The sequence below is a fragment of the Nocardia sp. NPDC058114 genome, assembly GCF_042884695.1.
In the GTDB taxonomy this organism is placed as follows: domain Bacteria; phylum Actinomycetota; class Actinomycetes; order Mycobacteriales; family Mycobacteriaceae; genus Nocardia.
Genome location: NZ_JBHVTK010000002.1, coordinates 331,090 through 344,965, shown reverse-complemented (window position 1 = coordinate 344,965; position 13,876 = coordinate 331,090). Strand labels below are relative to the sequence as shown.

General features: G+C 67.7%; 14 protein-coding genes. 3 read left to right on the top strand and 11 right to left on the bottom strand.

Going from position 1 to position 13,876, the window contains the following annotated elements; all coding sequences use genetic code 11:
• Positions 1 to 201 precede the first annotated feature (201 nt).
• The 3 genes from ACFVVI_RS10155 to mshC all read right to left on the bottom strand — a co-directional run bounded on the left by ACFVVI_RS10155 (position 202) and on the right by mshC (position 4,943).
• On the bottom strand, positions 202 to 987 hold the full coding sequence (locus tag ACFVVI_RS10155) for a universal stress protein (protein WP_387444970.1): 786 nt from the start codon (positions 985 to 987) through the stop codon (positions 202 to 204).
• 130 nt (positions 988 to 1,117) lie between these two features.
• A complete protein-coding gene (locus ACFVVI_RS10150; RefSeq protein ID WP_387444969.1) occupies positions 1,118 to 3,571 on the bottom strand; it encodes a heavy metal translocating P-type ATPase in 2,454 nt (817 codons plus the stop codon).
• Between the two features lie 133 nt (positions 3,572 to 3,704).
• On the bottom strand, positions 3,705 to 4,943 hold the full coding sequence (gene mshC, locus ACFVVI_RS10145) for a cysteine--1-D-myo-inosityl 2-amino-2-deoxy-alpha-D-glucopyranoside ligase (protein WP_387444968.1): 1,239 nt from the start codon (positions 4,941 to 4,943) through the stop codon (positions 3,705 to 3,707).
• Positions 4,944 to 5,238: 295 nt separating this feature from the next.
• Here mshC and ACFVVI_RS10140 point away from each other — a divergent pair, with 295 nt between their 5' ends.
• Together ACFVVI_RS10140 and ACFVVI_RS10135 are read left to right on the top strand one after the other, a co-directional pair.
• A complete protein-coding gene (locus ACFVVI_RS10140; RefSeq protein WP_378629083.1) occupies positions 5,239 to 5,661 on the top strand; it encodes a helix-turn-helix domain-containing protein in 423 nt (140 codons plus the stop codon).
• The gene (locus ACFVVI_RS10135; protein WP_378991827.1) at positions 5,658 to 6,497 is read left to right on the top strand and encodes an alpha/beta fold hydrolase; all 840 of its coding nucleotides are present in this window, start codon (positions 5,658 to 5,660) and stop codon (positions 6,495 to 6,497) included. The genes ACFVVI_RS10140 and ACFVVI_RS10135 overlap by 4 nt, the downstream gene beginning before the upstream one ends.
• A gap of 51 nt (positions 6,498 to 6,548) precedes the next feature.
• Here ACFVVI_RS10135 and ACFVVI_RS10130 read toward each other — a convergent pair whose 3' ends face one another.
• The 8 genes from ACFVVI_RS10130 to ACFVVI_RS10095 all read right to left on the bottom strand — a co-directional run bounded on the left by ACFVVI_RS10130 (position 6,549) and on the right by ACFVVI_RS10095 (position 12,644).
• Positions 6,549 to 6,806, bottom strand: coding sequence for a hypothetical protein (locus ACFVVI_RS10130; protein ID WP_194828263.1), 258 nt, complete (start codon positions 6,804 to 6,806; stop codon positions 6,549 to 6,551).
• Between the two features lie 122 nt (positions 6,807 to 6,928).
• Positions 6,929 to 7,480 carry a dihydrofolate reductase family protein gene (locus tag ACFVVI_RS10125; RefSeq protein WP_387444966.1) on the bottom strand — a complete coding sequence of 184 codons (552 nt, stop codon included), beginning with the start codon at positions 7,478 to 7,480 and terminating at the stop codon, positions 6,929 to 6,931.
• Between the two features lie 86 nt (positions 7,481 to 7,566).
• Positions 7,567 to 7,932 carry a DUF4345 family protein gene (locus tag ACFVVI_RS10120; RefSeq protein ID WP_387444965.1) on the bottom strand — a complete coding sequence of 122 codons (366 nt, stop codon included), beginning with the start codon at positions 7,930 to 7,932 and terminating at the stop codon, positions 7,567 to 7,569.
• A gap of 164 nt (positions 7,933 to 8,096) precedes the next feature.
• Positions 8,097 to 9,281, bottom strand: a complete 1,185-nt coding sequence (locus tag ACFVVI_RS10115; RefSeq protein WP_387444963.1) for an alanine--tRNA ligase-related protein — start codon at positions 9,279 to 9,281, stop codon at positions 8,097 to 8,099.
• A gap of 243 nt (positions 9,282 to 9,524) precedes the next feature.
• Positions 9,525 to 10,322, bottom strand: coding sequence for an SCO1664 family protein (locus ACFVVI_RS10110; protein WP_387444961.1), 798 nt, complete (start codon positions 10,320 to 10,322; stop codon positions 9,525 to 9,527).
• A 6-nt stretch (positions 10,323 to 10,328) separates the two neighbouring features.
• Positions 10,329 to 10,916: a DUF3090 domain-containing protein gene (locus ACFVVI_RS10105; RefSeq protein ID WP_266288581.1), complete on the bottom strand. Its 588-nt coding sequence runs from the start codon at positions 10,914 to 10,916 to the stop codon at positions 10,329 to 10,331.
• 49 nt (positions 10,917 to 10,965) lie between these two features.
• The gene (locus ACFVVI_RS10100) at positions 10,966 to 11,682 is read right to left on the bottom strand and encodes a histidine phosphatase family protein (RefSeq protein ID WP_387444960.1); all 717 of its coding nucleotides are present in this window, start codon (positions 11,680 to 11,682) and stop codon (positions 10,966 to 10,968) included.
• A 32-nt stretch (positions 11,683 to 11,714) separates the two neighbouring features.
• On the bottom strand, positions 11,715 to 12,644 hold the full coding sequence (locus ACFVVI_RS10095) for an undecaprenyl-diphosphate phosphatase (protein WP_387445373.1): 930 nt from the start codon (positions 12,642 to 12,644) through the stop codon (positions 11,715 to 11,717).
• A gap of 240 nt (positions 12,645 to 12,884) precedes the next feature.
• Between ACFVVI_RS10095 and ACFVVI_RS10090 the strand changes: the two genes are divergently transcribed.
• Positions 12,885 to 13,862, top strand: a complete 978-nt coding sequence (locus ACFVVI_RS10090) for an aldo/keto reductase (RefSeq protein ID WP_378991833.1) — start codon at positions 12,885 to 12,887, stop codon at positions 13,860 to 13,862.
• The last annotated feature ends 14 nt before the right edge of the window (positions 13,863 to 13,876 follow it).

The window sequence follows — 13,876 nt, the reverse complement described above, 5'->3', positions numbered from 1 at the left end:
CACTCCGTTGTGTGGCGAACATCGCGCGTACGGTCATCATAGGCGACCGAACTCCCCGGTCCGGGCAAGTTCCGCGGTTACCCGCTAAACCGGAGCAAACACCTGATCAGACCGGACTCGGCGCTCCCGTTCGAACGGCGATCACCACGCGTGGTGTCAGCAGTGGGTGGCCGACACCTCCTGCACGCGAGGGCCGATGACTCAGTGCGTGGTGTTGACCAGCAGCAAGTTGGTGTCGATGTCGTGGGTTACCTTGTTGGCCACCGAGCCCAGAAGACGTGCGGGACCGCTCATTCCACGGTTGCCGATCACGACCAGGTCGTATTTCCAGGCCGAGTTGCAGATTGCCTCCGCCGGGGGGACCCCGGTGAGGATGTCGCGTCCGAACAGTTCCGGGTCCTCGACCGCGATCTGACCTTCGACGTCGATCAGGATGTCGGCACCATCGTCATCGGTCTTGGCCGAAGCCACCAGGAACGGGCGCGCACCCAGCGCCAGGGCGAGCTCGTAGCCACGACGGACCGCGGTCAGCGAACTCGCCGATCCGTCGGTGGTGAGCCCGATGGTGGTCCAGCGTTTGGGGACCTTGTTGGTGAACACGACGTCGGTCTGACTGTGGTGGGAGACGTGATTGGCGGTCGAGCCGAGCAGTCGCGCCTTGGAACTGCCCAGGCTGCCGCCGCCGATCACGAGCAACGTGGCGGGTTCACGTTCGGCGATCTCGAGCAGCAACGCGCCTGCCGTGCCGTCGAGTTCGGCGCGGGCGACCTCGGTCACGCCGGCTTCGAGCAGGGCTTCGGCGGCTGCCCGAGTGTTGGCTTCGGCCCATTCGGCGTCGGTGGCCGACTTGCGCCCCGCGTCCTTCCACACACTCACCGCGGTGACCGCGACACCGAGGCGCATCGCGAACTCCCCCGCCACCGCTACCGCTGTCTGCGCGGCCTCCGAGCCGTTGGTTCCCACGACGATGCGCTGATAGCACCCCATGTGACGCTCTCCGATCGACGGCAGGTCAGCTGCGCTGTGGCCCACAGTATAAGCGCAGCACACTGCGGGCAACCGGCGCGGTGGTGCCCGTCCGCGAGGTCGCGGGCCCACGTTGGGCTGTGGGCGGCCCTCACTGGTGCTGGGGCGCGGAGGGCAGCGACAGCCGTTTGAGGTGCAACGCGTTGAGAGCGACGATCAGGCTCGACCCCGACATCGCCATCGCGGCGATCTCCGGGCGCATGGTCAGCCCCCACGGGGCGAAGACACCGGCCGCGATGGGCAGGGCGATGCCGTTGTAACCGACTGCCCAACCCAGGTTCTGGCGTTCCTTGTGGACCGTGCCGCGACCGATACGCAGGGCCGTCGACACCGCGTACGGGTCCGAGCGCATGAGCACCACGTCGGCGGTTTGGATGGCCACGTCGGTGCCTGCGCCGATGGCGATACCGAGGTCGGCGCGGGCCAGGGCGGGCGCGTCGTTCACCCCGTCGCCGACCATCGCGACCTTCTTACCGGTGCGTTGCAGATCGGCGATCCGGTCGGCCTTGTCCTTCGGTAGGACATCGGCGATGACGGTGTCGATGCCGAGGTCGCGGGCGATGCGTTCGGCGGTGCCTGCGTTGTCACCGGTGAGCATGACCACGCCGACACCGAGGTCGTGCAGTGCCCGCACGGCGTCGGCGGAGGTCGGGCGTGCGGCGTCGGCCAGCGCGATCACCGCGTGCGCGTGACCGTCGACGGCGACCAGGACTGCGGTGTGGCCCGAGGCCGCCAGTTCGTCACGGTGTTTCGCCAACTCGCCCAGCTCGATGTGGTCGGCGTCGAGCAGTCCGCGGTTGCCCACGATCACGTGCTGCCCGTCGACCGTGGCCGTCGCGCCGCGGCCGGCCACATTCTGGAACTCGGTGGCCGAAAGGGTGTCCACACCATGGGCTTTCGCGTAGTCGACGATGGCCTCGGCGAGGGGATGCTCGGATTCGAGTTCCACCGCCGCGGCCAGTGCCAGCACCCGGTCGGTGTCCACGCCGGGCGCGGTGATCACGTCGGTGACTTCGGGTGCGCCCGTGGTGAGGGTGCCGGTCTTGTCCAGCACCACCACGTCGATGCGCGCCGCGTCCTCCAGCGCTGTCGCGTTCTTGAACAGCACACCACGTTCGGCGCCGAGACCGGTGCCGACCATGATCGCCGTGGGTGTCGCCAGCCCGAGCGCGTCCGGACAGGTCACCACCACCACGGTGATCGCGAACAACAGTGCTGTGCTCAGCGAAGCACCGACGAGCAACCACACCGCCAGGGTGGTCAGGCTGCCCAGCAGCGCGACCAGGGTGAGCCAGAACGCGGCCCGATCGGCCAGCCGCTGACCCGGGGCCTTCGAATTCTGTGCCTGCTGCACCAATTCGACGATCTGAGCCAGAGCGGTGTCGGACCCGACCTTGGTGGCCTGCACCCGCAGGCTGCCGGTGGTGTTGATGGTCGCGCCGATCACCGCCGAACCCGGCCGCTTGGGCACCGGCATGCTCTCACCGGTCACCATCGACTCGTCGACCTCGCTCGACCCGTCCAGCACGGTGCCGTCGACGGCGATCTTCGCGCCGGGCCGCACCAGCAGCACCTCACCCACCCGCACGTCGGCGGTCGGCACCCGCACTTCCTGACCGTCGCGCAGCACAACGGCTTTCGGCGGCGACAGATCCAGCAGACTCGTCACCGCGTCGCCGGCGCCGCTGCGCGCCCGCATTTCGAACCAGTGGCCCAGCAGCACGAATGTCGCCAGCATCGTGGCGGCCTCGTAGAACACCTCACCGCCGCCGGTGCACGTCACATACAGCGAGTACAGCCATCCCGTCCCGATACCCACCGAGACCAGCACCATCATGTCGAGGGTGTGGGCCTTCAACGCCGCCCACGCCCCGGTGAAGAAGATCGTCGAGGAGTAGAAGATCACCGGCACGCTCAGGACGAGCATCCAGATGTCGGCGCGCATCCCGAACGGGACGGGCAGGTGCAGGCCGAGCATGTGGGTGGCCATCGGCGACCAGAGCATCACCAGGGTGGCGAAGACCAGCGCGACGAGGAATCGGTTGCGCATGTCGCGAGCCATGTCGTCCATCGACATCGACGCGTGCCCGCCGTGCTCGTGCCCACCACCGTGCGCGGCTTGGGGCTGATCCCGACTCGGCACGCGATGACTCGGGGACTCGCCGTGCGAGGGCATCGCAGGCGGCGCATGGCCGACCACGGAATCGGCGGACTGCTCGGGTGCGGTGGCGGATTCGGCACCGTGCGGGGCGGGCCGTGTATGCGTGGTCGGCTCGCTCGCCGGGTCGCAGACGTGGGTCGGGACCGAGCGCCCCGCGCAGTGATAGCCACAGTCGCGGACCCAGGTGCGCAGGTCGGCGACGGATGTTCGGGTGGGGTCGTAGGTGACAGTGGCGGTTTGGGCGACCGGATTGGGGTCGACAGCGATGACGCCGGGCCGGTGGCGCAGCCCGTTGGTCAGTCTCCCGTGGGAGCTGGCGCGCAGTTGCCCACCCACGTGCAGGACGGTGGTGGCGGAGGCCGGTTGATCCTGCGGGTCGGGCATCGCCGCTCCTGTCGCCGGTCGTGCACACGACGCGACAGCGCCCCGCGCTTCACTTCCCGGCGACTCTACCGGCGGCGTGTCACAGGTCGGCGCGGCATCAGGAAGGGCCTCGCCGCGCTGACCTGCGATCGTGTCAGAGACTGACGCCCAGGAGCGCGTCGACGGCGGCGCGGATCAGGGCGGGGGCTTCGGTGTCGGCGCCGCCGTAGGCGATGGCCTGTTCTGCCCAGTTGTCGATCGCGTCGAGTGCCTTCGGCGTGTCGAGATTGTCGGCCAGGTGCCGGCGCAGCCGGGCGACGGTGTCGGTGGCCGAGGGGCCCGAGGTCAGCGACACGGCCTCACGCCAGCGGTCGAGGCGGTGCTGCGCGGCGGTGAGGACCTCGTCGGTCCACATACGGTCGGCGCGGTAGTGACCGGCGAGCAGGCCGAGGCGGATCGCGGCGGGATCGACACCGGCGCGGCGCAGCTTCGACACCAGGACGAGGTTGCCCCGGGACTTCGACATCTTCTCGCCGTCCAGGCCGATCAGGCCGGCGTGCACGTAGTGGCGGGCGAAGCGGCGGGCGCCGGTGATCGCCTCGGCGTGCGCGGCGGAGTACTCGTGGTGGGGGTACATCAGGTCCGAGCCGCCACCCTGGATGTCGAACTCGGCGCCGATGCGGTTGAGCGCGATCGCCGCACACTCGATGTGCCAGCCGGGCCTGCCGGCGCCGAAAGGCGCCTCCCACGACGGTTCACCGGGGCGTTCGGCCCGCCAGAGCAGCGCGTCGATGGTGTCGCGTTTGCCCGGCCGGTCCGGGTCGCCGCCGCGTTCGGCGAACAGCGTCTCCATGGTGGCGCGGTCGTAGCCGGATTCGTAGCCGAACTGCTCGGTGGCGTCGGTGCGGAAGTAGATGTCGGGGTACTCGGCATCGTCGACGATGTAGGCCGCGCCGGCCGCGAGCAACTTCTGCACCAGCTCCACCACCTCCTCCACCGATTCGATGGCACCGATGTAGTGGCGCGGGGGCAGCACCTGGAGTGCGGCCATGTCTTCGCGGAACAGGTCGATCTCGCGGCTGCCGAGGTCGCGCCAGTCGATACCGTCGCGGTCGGCGCGCTCGAACAGCGGGTCGTCGACGTCGGTGACGTTCTGCACGTAGTGCACGTCGTGGCCCGCGTCGCGCCAGACCCGGTTGACCAGGTCGAACGTCAGGTAAGTGGCGGCGTGACCGAGGTGGGTGGCGTCGTAGGGCGTGATGCCGCAGACGTACATCTTCGCGGTCTCGCCGGGGGTGACCGGGCGGATCTGACGGTCGGCGGTGTCGTACAAACGCAACGGCGGCCCTGTTCCGGGGACTGTCGGCAGGGCGATATCGGACCAGGACTGCATGTCTTCGAGGGTAGAGCCCCTGTCGAGGTGCTCGGCCCGCGGCCCGGCACATGGGGTTGCTCGCGGCGTCGCGGCACGGCCCGCTACCTGCACACAAACGTGTCGCGGCGCGAGCGTCAAGGTTTGCGCTCGAGCAGATCCGCTGGTCACGGGGGTAGCGGGGCGGATCGGGCGTGTCGTGCCCAGTGTGCGGTCCCACCTGGGCGAACGGTTGCCATCGCGATCATTGTCACAGTCCACAACTCACAAAACATCCCTATTGATCCCTCTATGTACCTTCATTTACGGTTGTTTCATGACAGATCGTCTCTATTCGGTGGAGCAGGTCGCCGAACTGCTCGGACTGCATGTCCGCACCGTGCGCAGTTATGTGCGCGACGGCAAACTGCCCGCCGCGCGCATCGGCAAGCAGTACCGCATCACCCACGAAGACCTCGAGACCTTCACCGGACTGCCGATCACCACACCGCAGACGACCCCGCGTCGACACGCCGAGTCCTCCTGCATCGTCGAGATCGACGACATCGACCGCGCCACCGTCGACCGGATCACCACTCTGCTCACCGCCACCGCCGGTACCCGAGGCGGCGGCGGTCAGCGGATGCGCGTGGAGACCAGCTACGACCCGGCCCGGCACCGTCTCAAAGTGATCCTGCTCGGCAGCCTCGCCGACAGTTCCCGCCTGCTCGACTACCTGGACGGAATCCTGCGCTCATGATCTACAAAACCGACGAAGGCCGACGGCTCGTCGAGCAGCGCTACCGCGAACACCTCGACGCCTGGCCGGTGCCACGCGAGGAACTGCGGATCGACACCGGCATCGGCGAAACGTTCGTCGTGGCCTCCGGACCGGCGGACGCACCGCCGCTGGTCGTGCTGCACGGCTCAGGAGCCAACGCGAGCACCTGGCGCGCCGACATCGCGGACTGGTCGAGAAGCTTCCGCGTGTATGCGGTGGATCTGCCCGGCGAACCCGGCTTCAGCGTCCCCACCCGGCTGGCATTGGACAGCGATGCGACCGCGAGCTGGCTCGACGAGGTCATCGACGGACTCGGCCTCGACACCGTGGCACTGGTCGGCATGTCGCTGGGTGGGTGGACCGCACTCGATTACGTCCTGCGCAGGCCGGGCCGGGTTACGACGTTGGTCCTGCTGTGCCCGGGAGGACTGGGCAAGCACCGCTACGGCTGGCTCGTGAAGGCGATCGGGCTGCGGATGATCGGCAGGCACAGCGTGCGCGAGATGGCACGCCTGGGCCTCGGCCTGGATGGGGCGCAAGCGGATCCGATCGTCGACGACATCGCGTTGACGTTCACCCATTTCTCGCCCCGCCCCGGAAAACTGCCCATCTTCCGCGACGAACAACTACGCGAAGTGGACATCCCGGTCCTGATAATCGTCGGCGAACGCGACGCTCTGTTCGACTCCGCACGCACCGCCGAACGCGCCCGCGCCTTCACCCGAGGCGAGGTGCGGCTCCTGCCCGGAGTCGGGCACGCGCTCCTGAATCAGTCTGCTGCGGTAAGCGAATTCGTGCTCTCGCACGCGGGATGAGATTTCGGTGCCACCGCTCCCCGACGTGCGGCGACACCGAACATGATCACATCACAGTTCGCGGCACTGCATCTGCGCCGCGTCCGGGCCGAGCTGCTGGGTCGCGTAATACGCCGCACCAACCTCGTTGCCGGCCTTCACCGTAACGTCGGGCAGCGGCGCGCCGGCCTGGTTGGTGGAGGAACACACATAGGTCTTCTCAGCCCACCACCCGGCAGGGAACGCCTGCGCGGGCGCGGCAACAGCAGCGGCAGCACCGGTGAGCAGCAACGCGGCTGCGGAGGCGGTGACGATAGAACGGGTCGACATAGGTTTCCTCAGATCTCACGGGGATAACGAAAGTGCTTGGAGCACACTAGCACCGGCGCTGACCAGGCAACAGAGCCTTGGCCACCGTGAGAAACCGCAGCTACAGCCGCGGTGCGCGGACCTCAGTCGACCTGATAGCGCATCAGCATCACCGTTTCGAAGCGCCGCGTCTCGACCAAGCGCAGCCCGATCCGCTGATCCAGTGCCGGGAACATCGGTGTGCCACCGCCGAGCACTATCGGCGAGACGAACAGCTGGTACTCGTCGATGAGCCCGTGTGGCATCAGCGCGGACGCGAGGCTCGCACCACCGACCTCCATGACGCCGTCGCCTTCGGCCTTGATCCTGCGGACCTCCTCGACGACGTTCTCGCTGACCAGGGTGCTGTTCCAGTGGACCTCGGTGAGCGTGCGGGAGCAGACGACCTTGGGTGTGCGGGTCCAGAGTTCGCCGAACTCGCGCTGGATGGGCGGTGCGTCCTCGGGCACGTGCGGCCAGTACTCGGCCATCAGCTCGTAGAGCCTGCGACCGTTCACCGCGACCTCGAGCCCGCGGAATCTGTCGTTGTGGAACTGGTGCAGCTCGTCGTCGGGGTCGGTCCAGTCGATTTTGCCGTCGCGGTCGTTGACGTAACCGTCGACTGACACGCCGAATCCGTAGATCAGTTTCCTCATACCGTGTAGACCTCCTTCGCGCTCGAAATTCATCGGCCCTCACCTCACCGTTTCGGACACTACGGGAAGGTGTCCGACCGGATCCGTCAGGCGACACCGAGCACGAGCGCGGCGCCCACGAGCTCGACCAGGCAGTAGAACCAGTTCGGATAGAAGCGCGTCGCGCTGTCGACCAGTCGCGAGATGATGCGACCGCCCGCCATCCCGGCCAGCGCGACACCCACGGTCAGCGCTGCCCCGGACCGCAGATCATCGGCACCGAACGCCGACCAGAACAGCACCCCGGCGACGGCCAGCCCGAAACCGCCGTACACCGCGCGAATCTCGGCCCGGCTCACCGCCGTCGCCACCGTCGTCCCGAACGGACGTGCCAGCGCGGCGGGAGCGGCCAGCGCGTACAACCCCATCCCCGCGAACAGCACCGCGACAAGACTCAGCACGACGGTTCTCATCGGCTTCCCCCGACCGCGCGCCACTGCGCAACCGACGGAGCCGGACCAGCATGTTGTCGCATCTCTTCTCCTCGCATCGTTGTCCGGCGATCCTCACACCCGGTCCGGCCCTTGCGCTTCCGAAAACCTGCTAACGCCACGAAGGACCCAGGATCCGAACCTGCTCACCCGACCCCGGATTCGGTGGTCAGATACACCACGAGATCGCGGGGCAGACCGTGGGTGTCGTGCAAGTAGTGGTAGTCGCCGTCGGTCAAGGGTCCGCTGAAACGACGGTGGGACATGACCTTTCGCCCGCGCCGGAGCAGCAGATCGAATTTGTGTTCCTCCTCGACCAGCAGGGTGCGCACGTCCTGGCCGCGCACGGATTGTCGGAAGTGCCCGAGGGTGTGGTCCACCAGCTCGATCGGCAGGTCCGACAGAGTGCGGGTCGGATCGTCGCGCCACAACGTGGTGAGGGTGCGGCGGAGCAAACGCCGCAGGATGTGACCACGGCCCGACGGGGACTGGACGACCCCGTCGCCGAGGACGACGATGCTCGATCGCAGATGGTCCGACAGCACTCGCAGCGACCGATCATCGAGCGGGCCCCAGATTCGGGGCAAGGTGTTCAGCCAGGGATCGAACAGGTCGATCTCGAAGACGGACTGTGAGTTCCGCAGGATTCGCACCAGCCGTTCCAGCCCCAGCCCGGTGTCGACGCAGGGTCGGCGCATCGGTTCGAGGCTGCCGTCGGGATGGCGCAGGTAGCGCATCATGACGTGATTCCACACCTCCACCCACCGGTCATCGGTCATCGGTGTGCCCTGCGGCGTGTCGTCTCCGGTCCAGACGAAGATCTCGGAGTCGGGCCCGCACAGTCCGGTCGGGCCGTTGGACCACCAGTTCTCGTCGACGGTCGGTTCGACCGGCAGACCCAGCTCGTCCCAGGTGCGCCACGACTCGTGGTCGGGCTCGACGTGGTCGTCACCGCCGAACACCGTGACGTGCATCCGGTTCGGGTCGATACCGAAGCCGTCGCGCAGCAGTTCCACTCCCCACCGCAGGCTCTGCGGGCCGCGGTAGTCGCCGAGTGACCACGATCCGAGCATCTCGAACACGGTGAGATGGGTGTCGTCACCGACTTCGTCGAGATCGGTGGTGCGCAGGCATCGCTGTGAGCCGGTGAGTCGCCGGCCCAGCGGGTGCGGCCGACCCCTCAGATACGGGGTCAACGGGTGCATCCCGGAGGTGGTGAACAGCACCGGATCCCCCGGCGAGGGAATGAGTGATCCGTCCGGTGTGAGTTCGTGCCCGCGTTCGCGGAAATAGTCGAGGAAGGTCCGAACGGTCTGGTCTGTGGTGATCATGGTGGTTGCTCCATCGAGGTGACATCGACCGGAAGCGGCCACCATGACGAACAGCGACAAGACCGACGCACGCCAGCGGACCGTTTCCGGTCGCCGGCATGGGAGAGAAGGTCAGGCGGCAGCGACCGGCGAGCTGAGAGCTCGTGCGGTCGCGGCAGCGATTAGGGATTCGACCTTCATGGCGGCAACGGTAGCAACCGGGCCGGGCGGAGCACGACCGATTTATCGGCGCCGGACCTGCTGTCAGAATGCGGGCCAGGGGATCGGACGCGAGGAGTTGGGGACAGGCATCACCGGGTGATCCAGCAAGGCCTTCGCCCGTTCGGCCAGGGCGGTGATCTCGGCGTCGGTGATGTGGATGGCCAGCGAATCGGCCACGGCGCCGGGCAGATTCGCGGCGAAGGTGGTGATGTCGGGGATCAGCGACTCGTGCACCGGTCGTCCCGCCCAGCCCCACAACACGGTGCGCAGTTTCGGTTCGGCGTGCAGACAGATGCCGTGGTCGACGCCGTAGACCTGCCCGTCGACACCTTCCAGCGCATGCCCGCCTTTGCGATCGGCGTTGTTGAGCAACAGATCCAGCACCGCCATCCGCTGCAGGCGCGGATCGTCGGCGTGGATGAGCGAGACCTCGTTGCCCTGCTCGTCGAGCGCGCGCAGCACTTCGCAGAATCCCGCGGGCACGGTTCCCGGCGTGCACAGATCGACCAGGTCGAGGCGCTGACGGGCATCGGTGCGGTTGTCGACCGAGGTGACCCAGCGCTGCACCATGCCCGGCCCCAGCGGCCCGTCGCGCAGCACCGTTTCGGGGATCACACCCCAGCCGAGGTGTTCGGAGATCAGATACGACGCAACCTCTCGGCCCGCGAGGGTGCCGTCGGGAAAGTCCCACAGCGGCCGTTCACCACGCACCGGCTTGTACACCACCCGCAGCGGGGCACCGTCGGGTTCGGGTGCGGCGATCTCACACACCAGTGTGAGGTTGCTGGCGACGCCGATCCGGCCGACGATGTCGAGGTCACCTTCGGTGAGTACCGGCACAGAAGATCACTCCTCTTCGAGCTCGGCAGCGCCGAAGATCTCGCCGCGCTTGTACCCGTTGGTGCGCACACACATGTGCCCCCGCGAGGACAGCGGTTCCCCGCACAGCGGGCACGGTGGGCGGCCTGCCGCGATCACCCGCGCCGACCGCAACGCGAACTCGCGTGCCTGGATGGGGGTCAGGAAAACCCGCACCGCGTCGGGGCCTTCGTCGGTGTCGTCGAGCACCACCGATTCGTCGACCTCGGTCTCGGTGATCGCGAGCAACTCGACCACCACGGCGCCTGCGTCGGAATCCCAGCCCAGACCCATGGTGCCGACCCGGAATTCGGTGTCGATGGGGGTGACCAGCGGCGCGACATCGCGCACGTCCTCACCTTCGGGTGGCACCTCGGCGCCGAAGCGGCGCGCTACCTCGTCGAGCAGCAGACCCATCCGGTCGGCGAGCACCTTCACCTGCTGCTTCTCGAGCAGCACACTCACCACCAGCGGCTCCTGCACAGCCTGCAGGTAGAACGAACGATCGCCCGGTTCACCGACGGTCCCGGCGACGAAACGATCGGGGGTGCGAAATACATGGATTGCGCGTGACACATGCACCTCCTGATACGTGACCCTGATCGACACTCACGAACACACTCCTCTAAGGAGAATCGCGGTGCCCCGCATTCCCATTATCCGCGTTCGCGGCCGCAGGTACCTCTCCACCAGGTGTCGGTGTTGTCGGTGCGGACGCGGCCAGCGCGGAAAGATCGGCGCCGGTGTCGTTGAACTTCCACACCGACGGCCCGTGCGGGCTGTAGCGGACGACGCTGATCGAGGCCGGTTCCACCGCGATCCGCTGAAAACTGTCCAGGTGCAGGCCGAGGGCGTCGGCAAGGATCGATTTGATGACGTCGCCGTGCGCGCACGCCACCCACAGCACATCCCGGCCCGCTTTCTCGGCCAGCGTGCGTTCGATGTCGCGGATCGCGGCGACCGCGCGCTGCTGGACCTGGGCCAGCCCTTCCCCACCGGGGAACACCGCGCCCGAGGCGTGACCCTGCACGATCCGCCACAGTGGTTCGGTGACCAGCTCGGCGATCGGGCGCCCGGTCCAGTCGCCGTAGTCGACCTCGATGAGGCGTTCGTCGTGGTCGGGTTCGAGACCGAGTTTCTCGGCCAGCGGCGCCACCGTGCGCTGACAGCGCAGCAGCGGCGAGGTGGCGATGTGTTCGATCGGCAGCATCGCGAGCCGGTCGGCCACCGCGGCGGCCTGTTCGGTGCCGCGCTCGGTGAGTTCGACACCGGGGGCGCGGCCCGCGAGGGTGCGCGCGGTGTTGGAGGTGGACACTCCGTGCCGGAGCAGGATCACCGTCATGGGACCAGCCTAACCATGGGTCGGGGTCGGGATCAGGTGGCGGAGACGACGCCGGCGGCCAGCAGGCCCATCACAGCGAGGCCGACGATGATCCGATACCCGACGAACCAGTAGAACGAATGCTTGCCGACGAACTTCAAAAGCCAGGCCACCGAGGCATACCCGACGAAGAACGCCAGCACGGTAGCGACCAGCAACTGCGGCCCACTGGCATTGAGCCCCTCACCTGCCGGTTCGAACGCGTCAGGCAGGCTGAACAGCCCGGACGCGGTCACTGCGGGGATCGCCAGCAGGAAGGAGAACCGCACAGCCGCCTCACGCTTCAAGCCGAGGAACAGACCCGCGGTGGAGGTGGCGCCGGAGCGGGAGACGCCCGGGATCAGCGCCAGGCACTGTGCCAAGCCCATGACGATGCCGTCGCGGGTGGTGAGCTGTTCGATGGGGCGTTCTTTCTTACCGAAGTACTCACCGGCGGCGATCACGAGAGCGAAAGCGATCAGCATGAACGACACCAGCCACAGATTGCGGGCACCGGTGCGGATCTCGTCCTTGAACAGATACCCCAACACACCGATCGGGATCGTGGCGATGATCACGTACCAGCCGATGCGATAGTCGAGTTCGCGCTGGGTGTCACGTTCATGAGCTTCGCGTGCGCTGCGGTCCATCACCGGCAGTTTTGTGGTCACCCGATCGCCGACCGCGACCTCACGCTGCGAGCGTTCCCGCCACCGCATGCCGAGGGTGGTGAACCAGGCGACGAGGATGCGCCAGATGTCTTTGGCGAAGTACACCAGGACTGCGAGTTCGGTGCCGAGTTGAGTGACAGCGGTGAACGAGGCACCCGCGTCGTCGCCGAAGAACACGCCCGAGACGATCCGAAGGTGTCCGGAGGAGGAGATCGGCAGGAACTCGGTGAGTCCCTGCACCAATCCGAGTACCAATGCCTGGAACCAGGTCATCGACTCGCCCAACACGTCCTCCTGCTGACTCGCGCCCGAAAGACGGCGTCCTCCTGGGCTTTTCCTTCACCTGCGGCTGTGACCGCCACGATCTCGCAGCGACCCTACCCGTCGTTGCGGTCGGTCGTCGCCCGCCCATCACCGAGATCGAGTTCTGCCGCGCCGTGGCACGGGTCGCCGAGCGAGGCAGTGGTGGTGCGCGCATTAGGCTGTCGCCGTGACGAATGCGCGGGCGCGGTGATGGAACAGCGAACGGTGGGACGCAGCGGACTTCGGGTGTCGCGAATCGGGTTGGCGACCCATACCTGGGGGACACATACCGATGCCGACGAGGCATCGGTGCAGTTGGCGGCGTTCACCGAGGCCGGTGGCACGCTCGTCGACCTCTCGCCCGTCTACGGCGAGGGGGTGGCGCAGCGGATCCTGGCGGACCTGCTCGGCGACCTGGTGTCGCGTGACGAATTGGTGCTCAGCGGAAGCGCGGGTGTGGTGATGCACGCGCCCGGCGCCGGGGTCGGCGACTCGGTGCCCGCGCCCGCGGCGGTGGGTCCGGTGGTCGACGCGTCGCGGCGCACGCTGCTCAAACAACTCGATCGGACCCTGCTCGAACTGGGCACCGACCATCTCGACATCTGGAGCATCGCCGCCTGGGATCCGTACACCCCGCTCGATGAGGTCGCGGCAACCCTCGAGACCGCGGTGCGTACCGGACGCACCCGGTACGCGGGGGTGCGTGGTTTCGCGGCGTGGCAGTTGGCGAGTCTGGCCGCGATCGCGCCGATCAGCGCCGCGCAGACGCCGTATTCGCTGCTCGCGCGTGGCACCGAGAACGATGTGATTCCCGCCGCCCGCCACCACGGGGTGGGCGTCATCGCGTCGGCGCCGCTGGCGGGTGGGATCCTGACCGGCAAGTATCGCGACGGTGTCCCCGCGGATTCGCGGGGTGCCGACGAGGCGACCGCGGCCGAGATCCGGCGCAGGCTCGACGACGATCGCGCGACCAGGGTGGTCGACGCGCTGGTCACCGCCGCCGACGGGCTCGGCACGTCGCCGCTGGCGGTGGCGCTGGCCTGGATCCGTGATCGGCCGGGCATCACGAGCATGATCGTCGGTGCCCGCGATATCGGTCAGCTCACCGGTGTGCTGGCCGCCGAGACACTCGAGTTGCCGCGAGCGATCGCGGCAGCACTGGACGATGTGAGCGCCCGTTCCGAATGATGGCTAGCCTTACC

Bases quoted from the DNA above. Each gene is read 5' to 3' on its own strand.
- ACFVVI_RS10155 (WP_387444970.1), bottom strand. From the start codon at position 987: ATGGGGTGCTATCAGCGCATCGTCGTGGGAACCAACGGCTCGGAGGCC.
- ACFVVI_RS10150 (WP_387444969.1), bottom strand. From the start codon at position 3,571: ATGCCCGACCCGCAGGATCAACCGGCCTCCGCCACCACCGTCCTGCAC.
- mshC (WP_387444968.1), bottom strand. From the start codon at position 4,943: ATGCAGTCCTGGTCCGATATCGCCCTGCCGACAGTCCCCGGAACAGGG.
- ACFVVI_RS10140 (WP_378629083.1), top strand. From the start codon at position 5,239: ATGACAGATCGTCTCTATTCGGTGGAGCAGGTCGCCGAACTGCTCGGA.
- ACFVVI_RS10135 (WP_378991827.1), top strand. From the start codon at position 5,658: ATGATCTACAAAACCGACGAAGGCCGACGGCTCGTCGAGCAGCGCTAC.
- ACFVVI_RS10130 (WP_194828263.1), bottom strand. From the start codon at position 6,806: ATGTCGACCCGTTCTATCGTCACCGCCTCCGCAGCCGCGTTGCTGCTC.
- ACFVVI_RS10125 (WP_387444966.1), bottom strand. From the start codon at position 7,480: ATGAGGAAACTGATCTACGGATTCGGCGTGTCAGTCGACGGTTACGTC.
- ACFVVI_RS10120 (WP_387444965.1), bottom strand. From the start codon at position 7,932: ATGAGAACCGTCGTGCTGAGTCTTGTCGCGGTGCTGTTCGCGGGGATG.
- ACFVVI_RS10115 (WP_387444963.1), bottom strand. From the start codon at position 9,281: ATGATCACCACAGACCAGACCGTTCGGACCTTCCTCGACTATTTCCGC.
- ACFVVI_RS10100 (WP_387444960.1), bottom strand. From the start codon at position 11,682: ATGACGGTGATCCTGCTCCGGCACGGAGTGTCCACCTCCAACACCGCG.
- ACFVVI_RS10095 (WP_387445373.1), bottom strand. From the start codon at position 12,644: ATGACCTGGTTCCAGGCATTGGTACTCGGATTGGTGCAGGGACTCACC.
- ACFVVI_RS10090 (WP_378991833.1), top strand. From the start codon at position 12,885: ATGGAACAGCGAACGGTGGGACGCAGCGGACTTCGGGTGTCGCGAATC.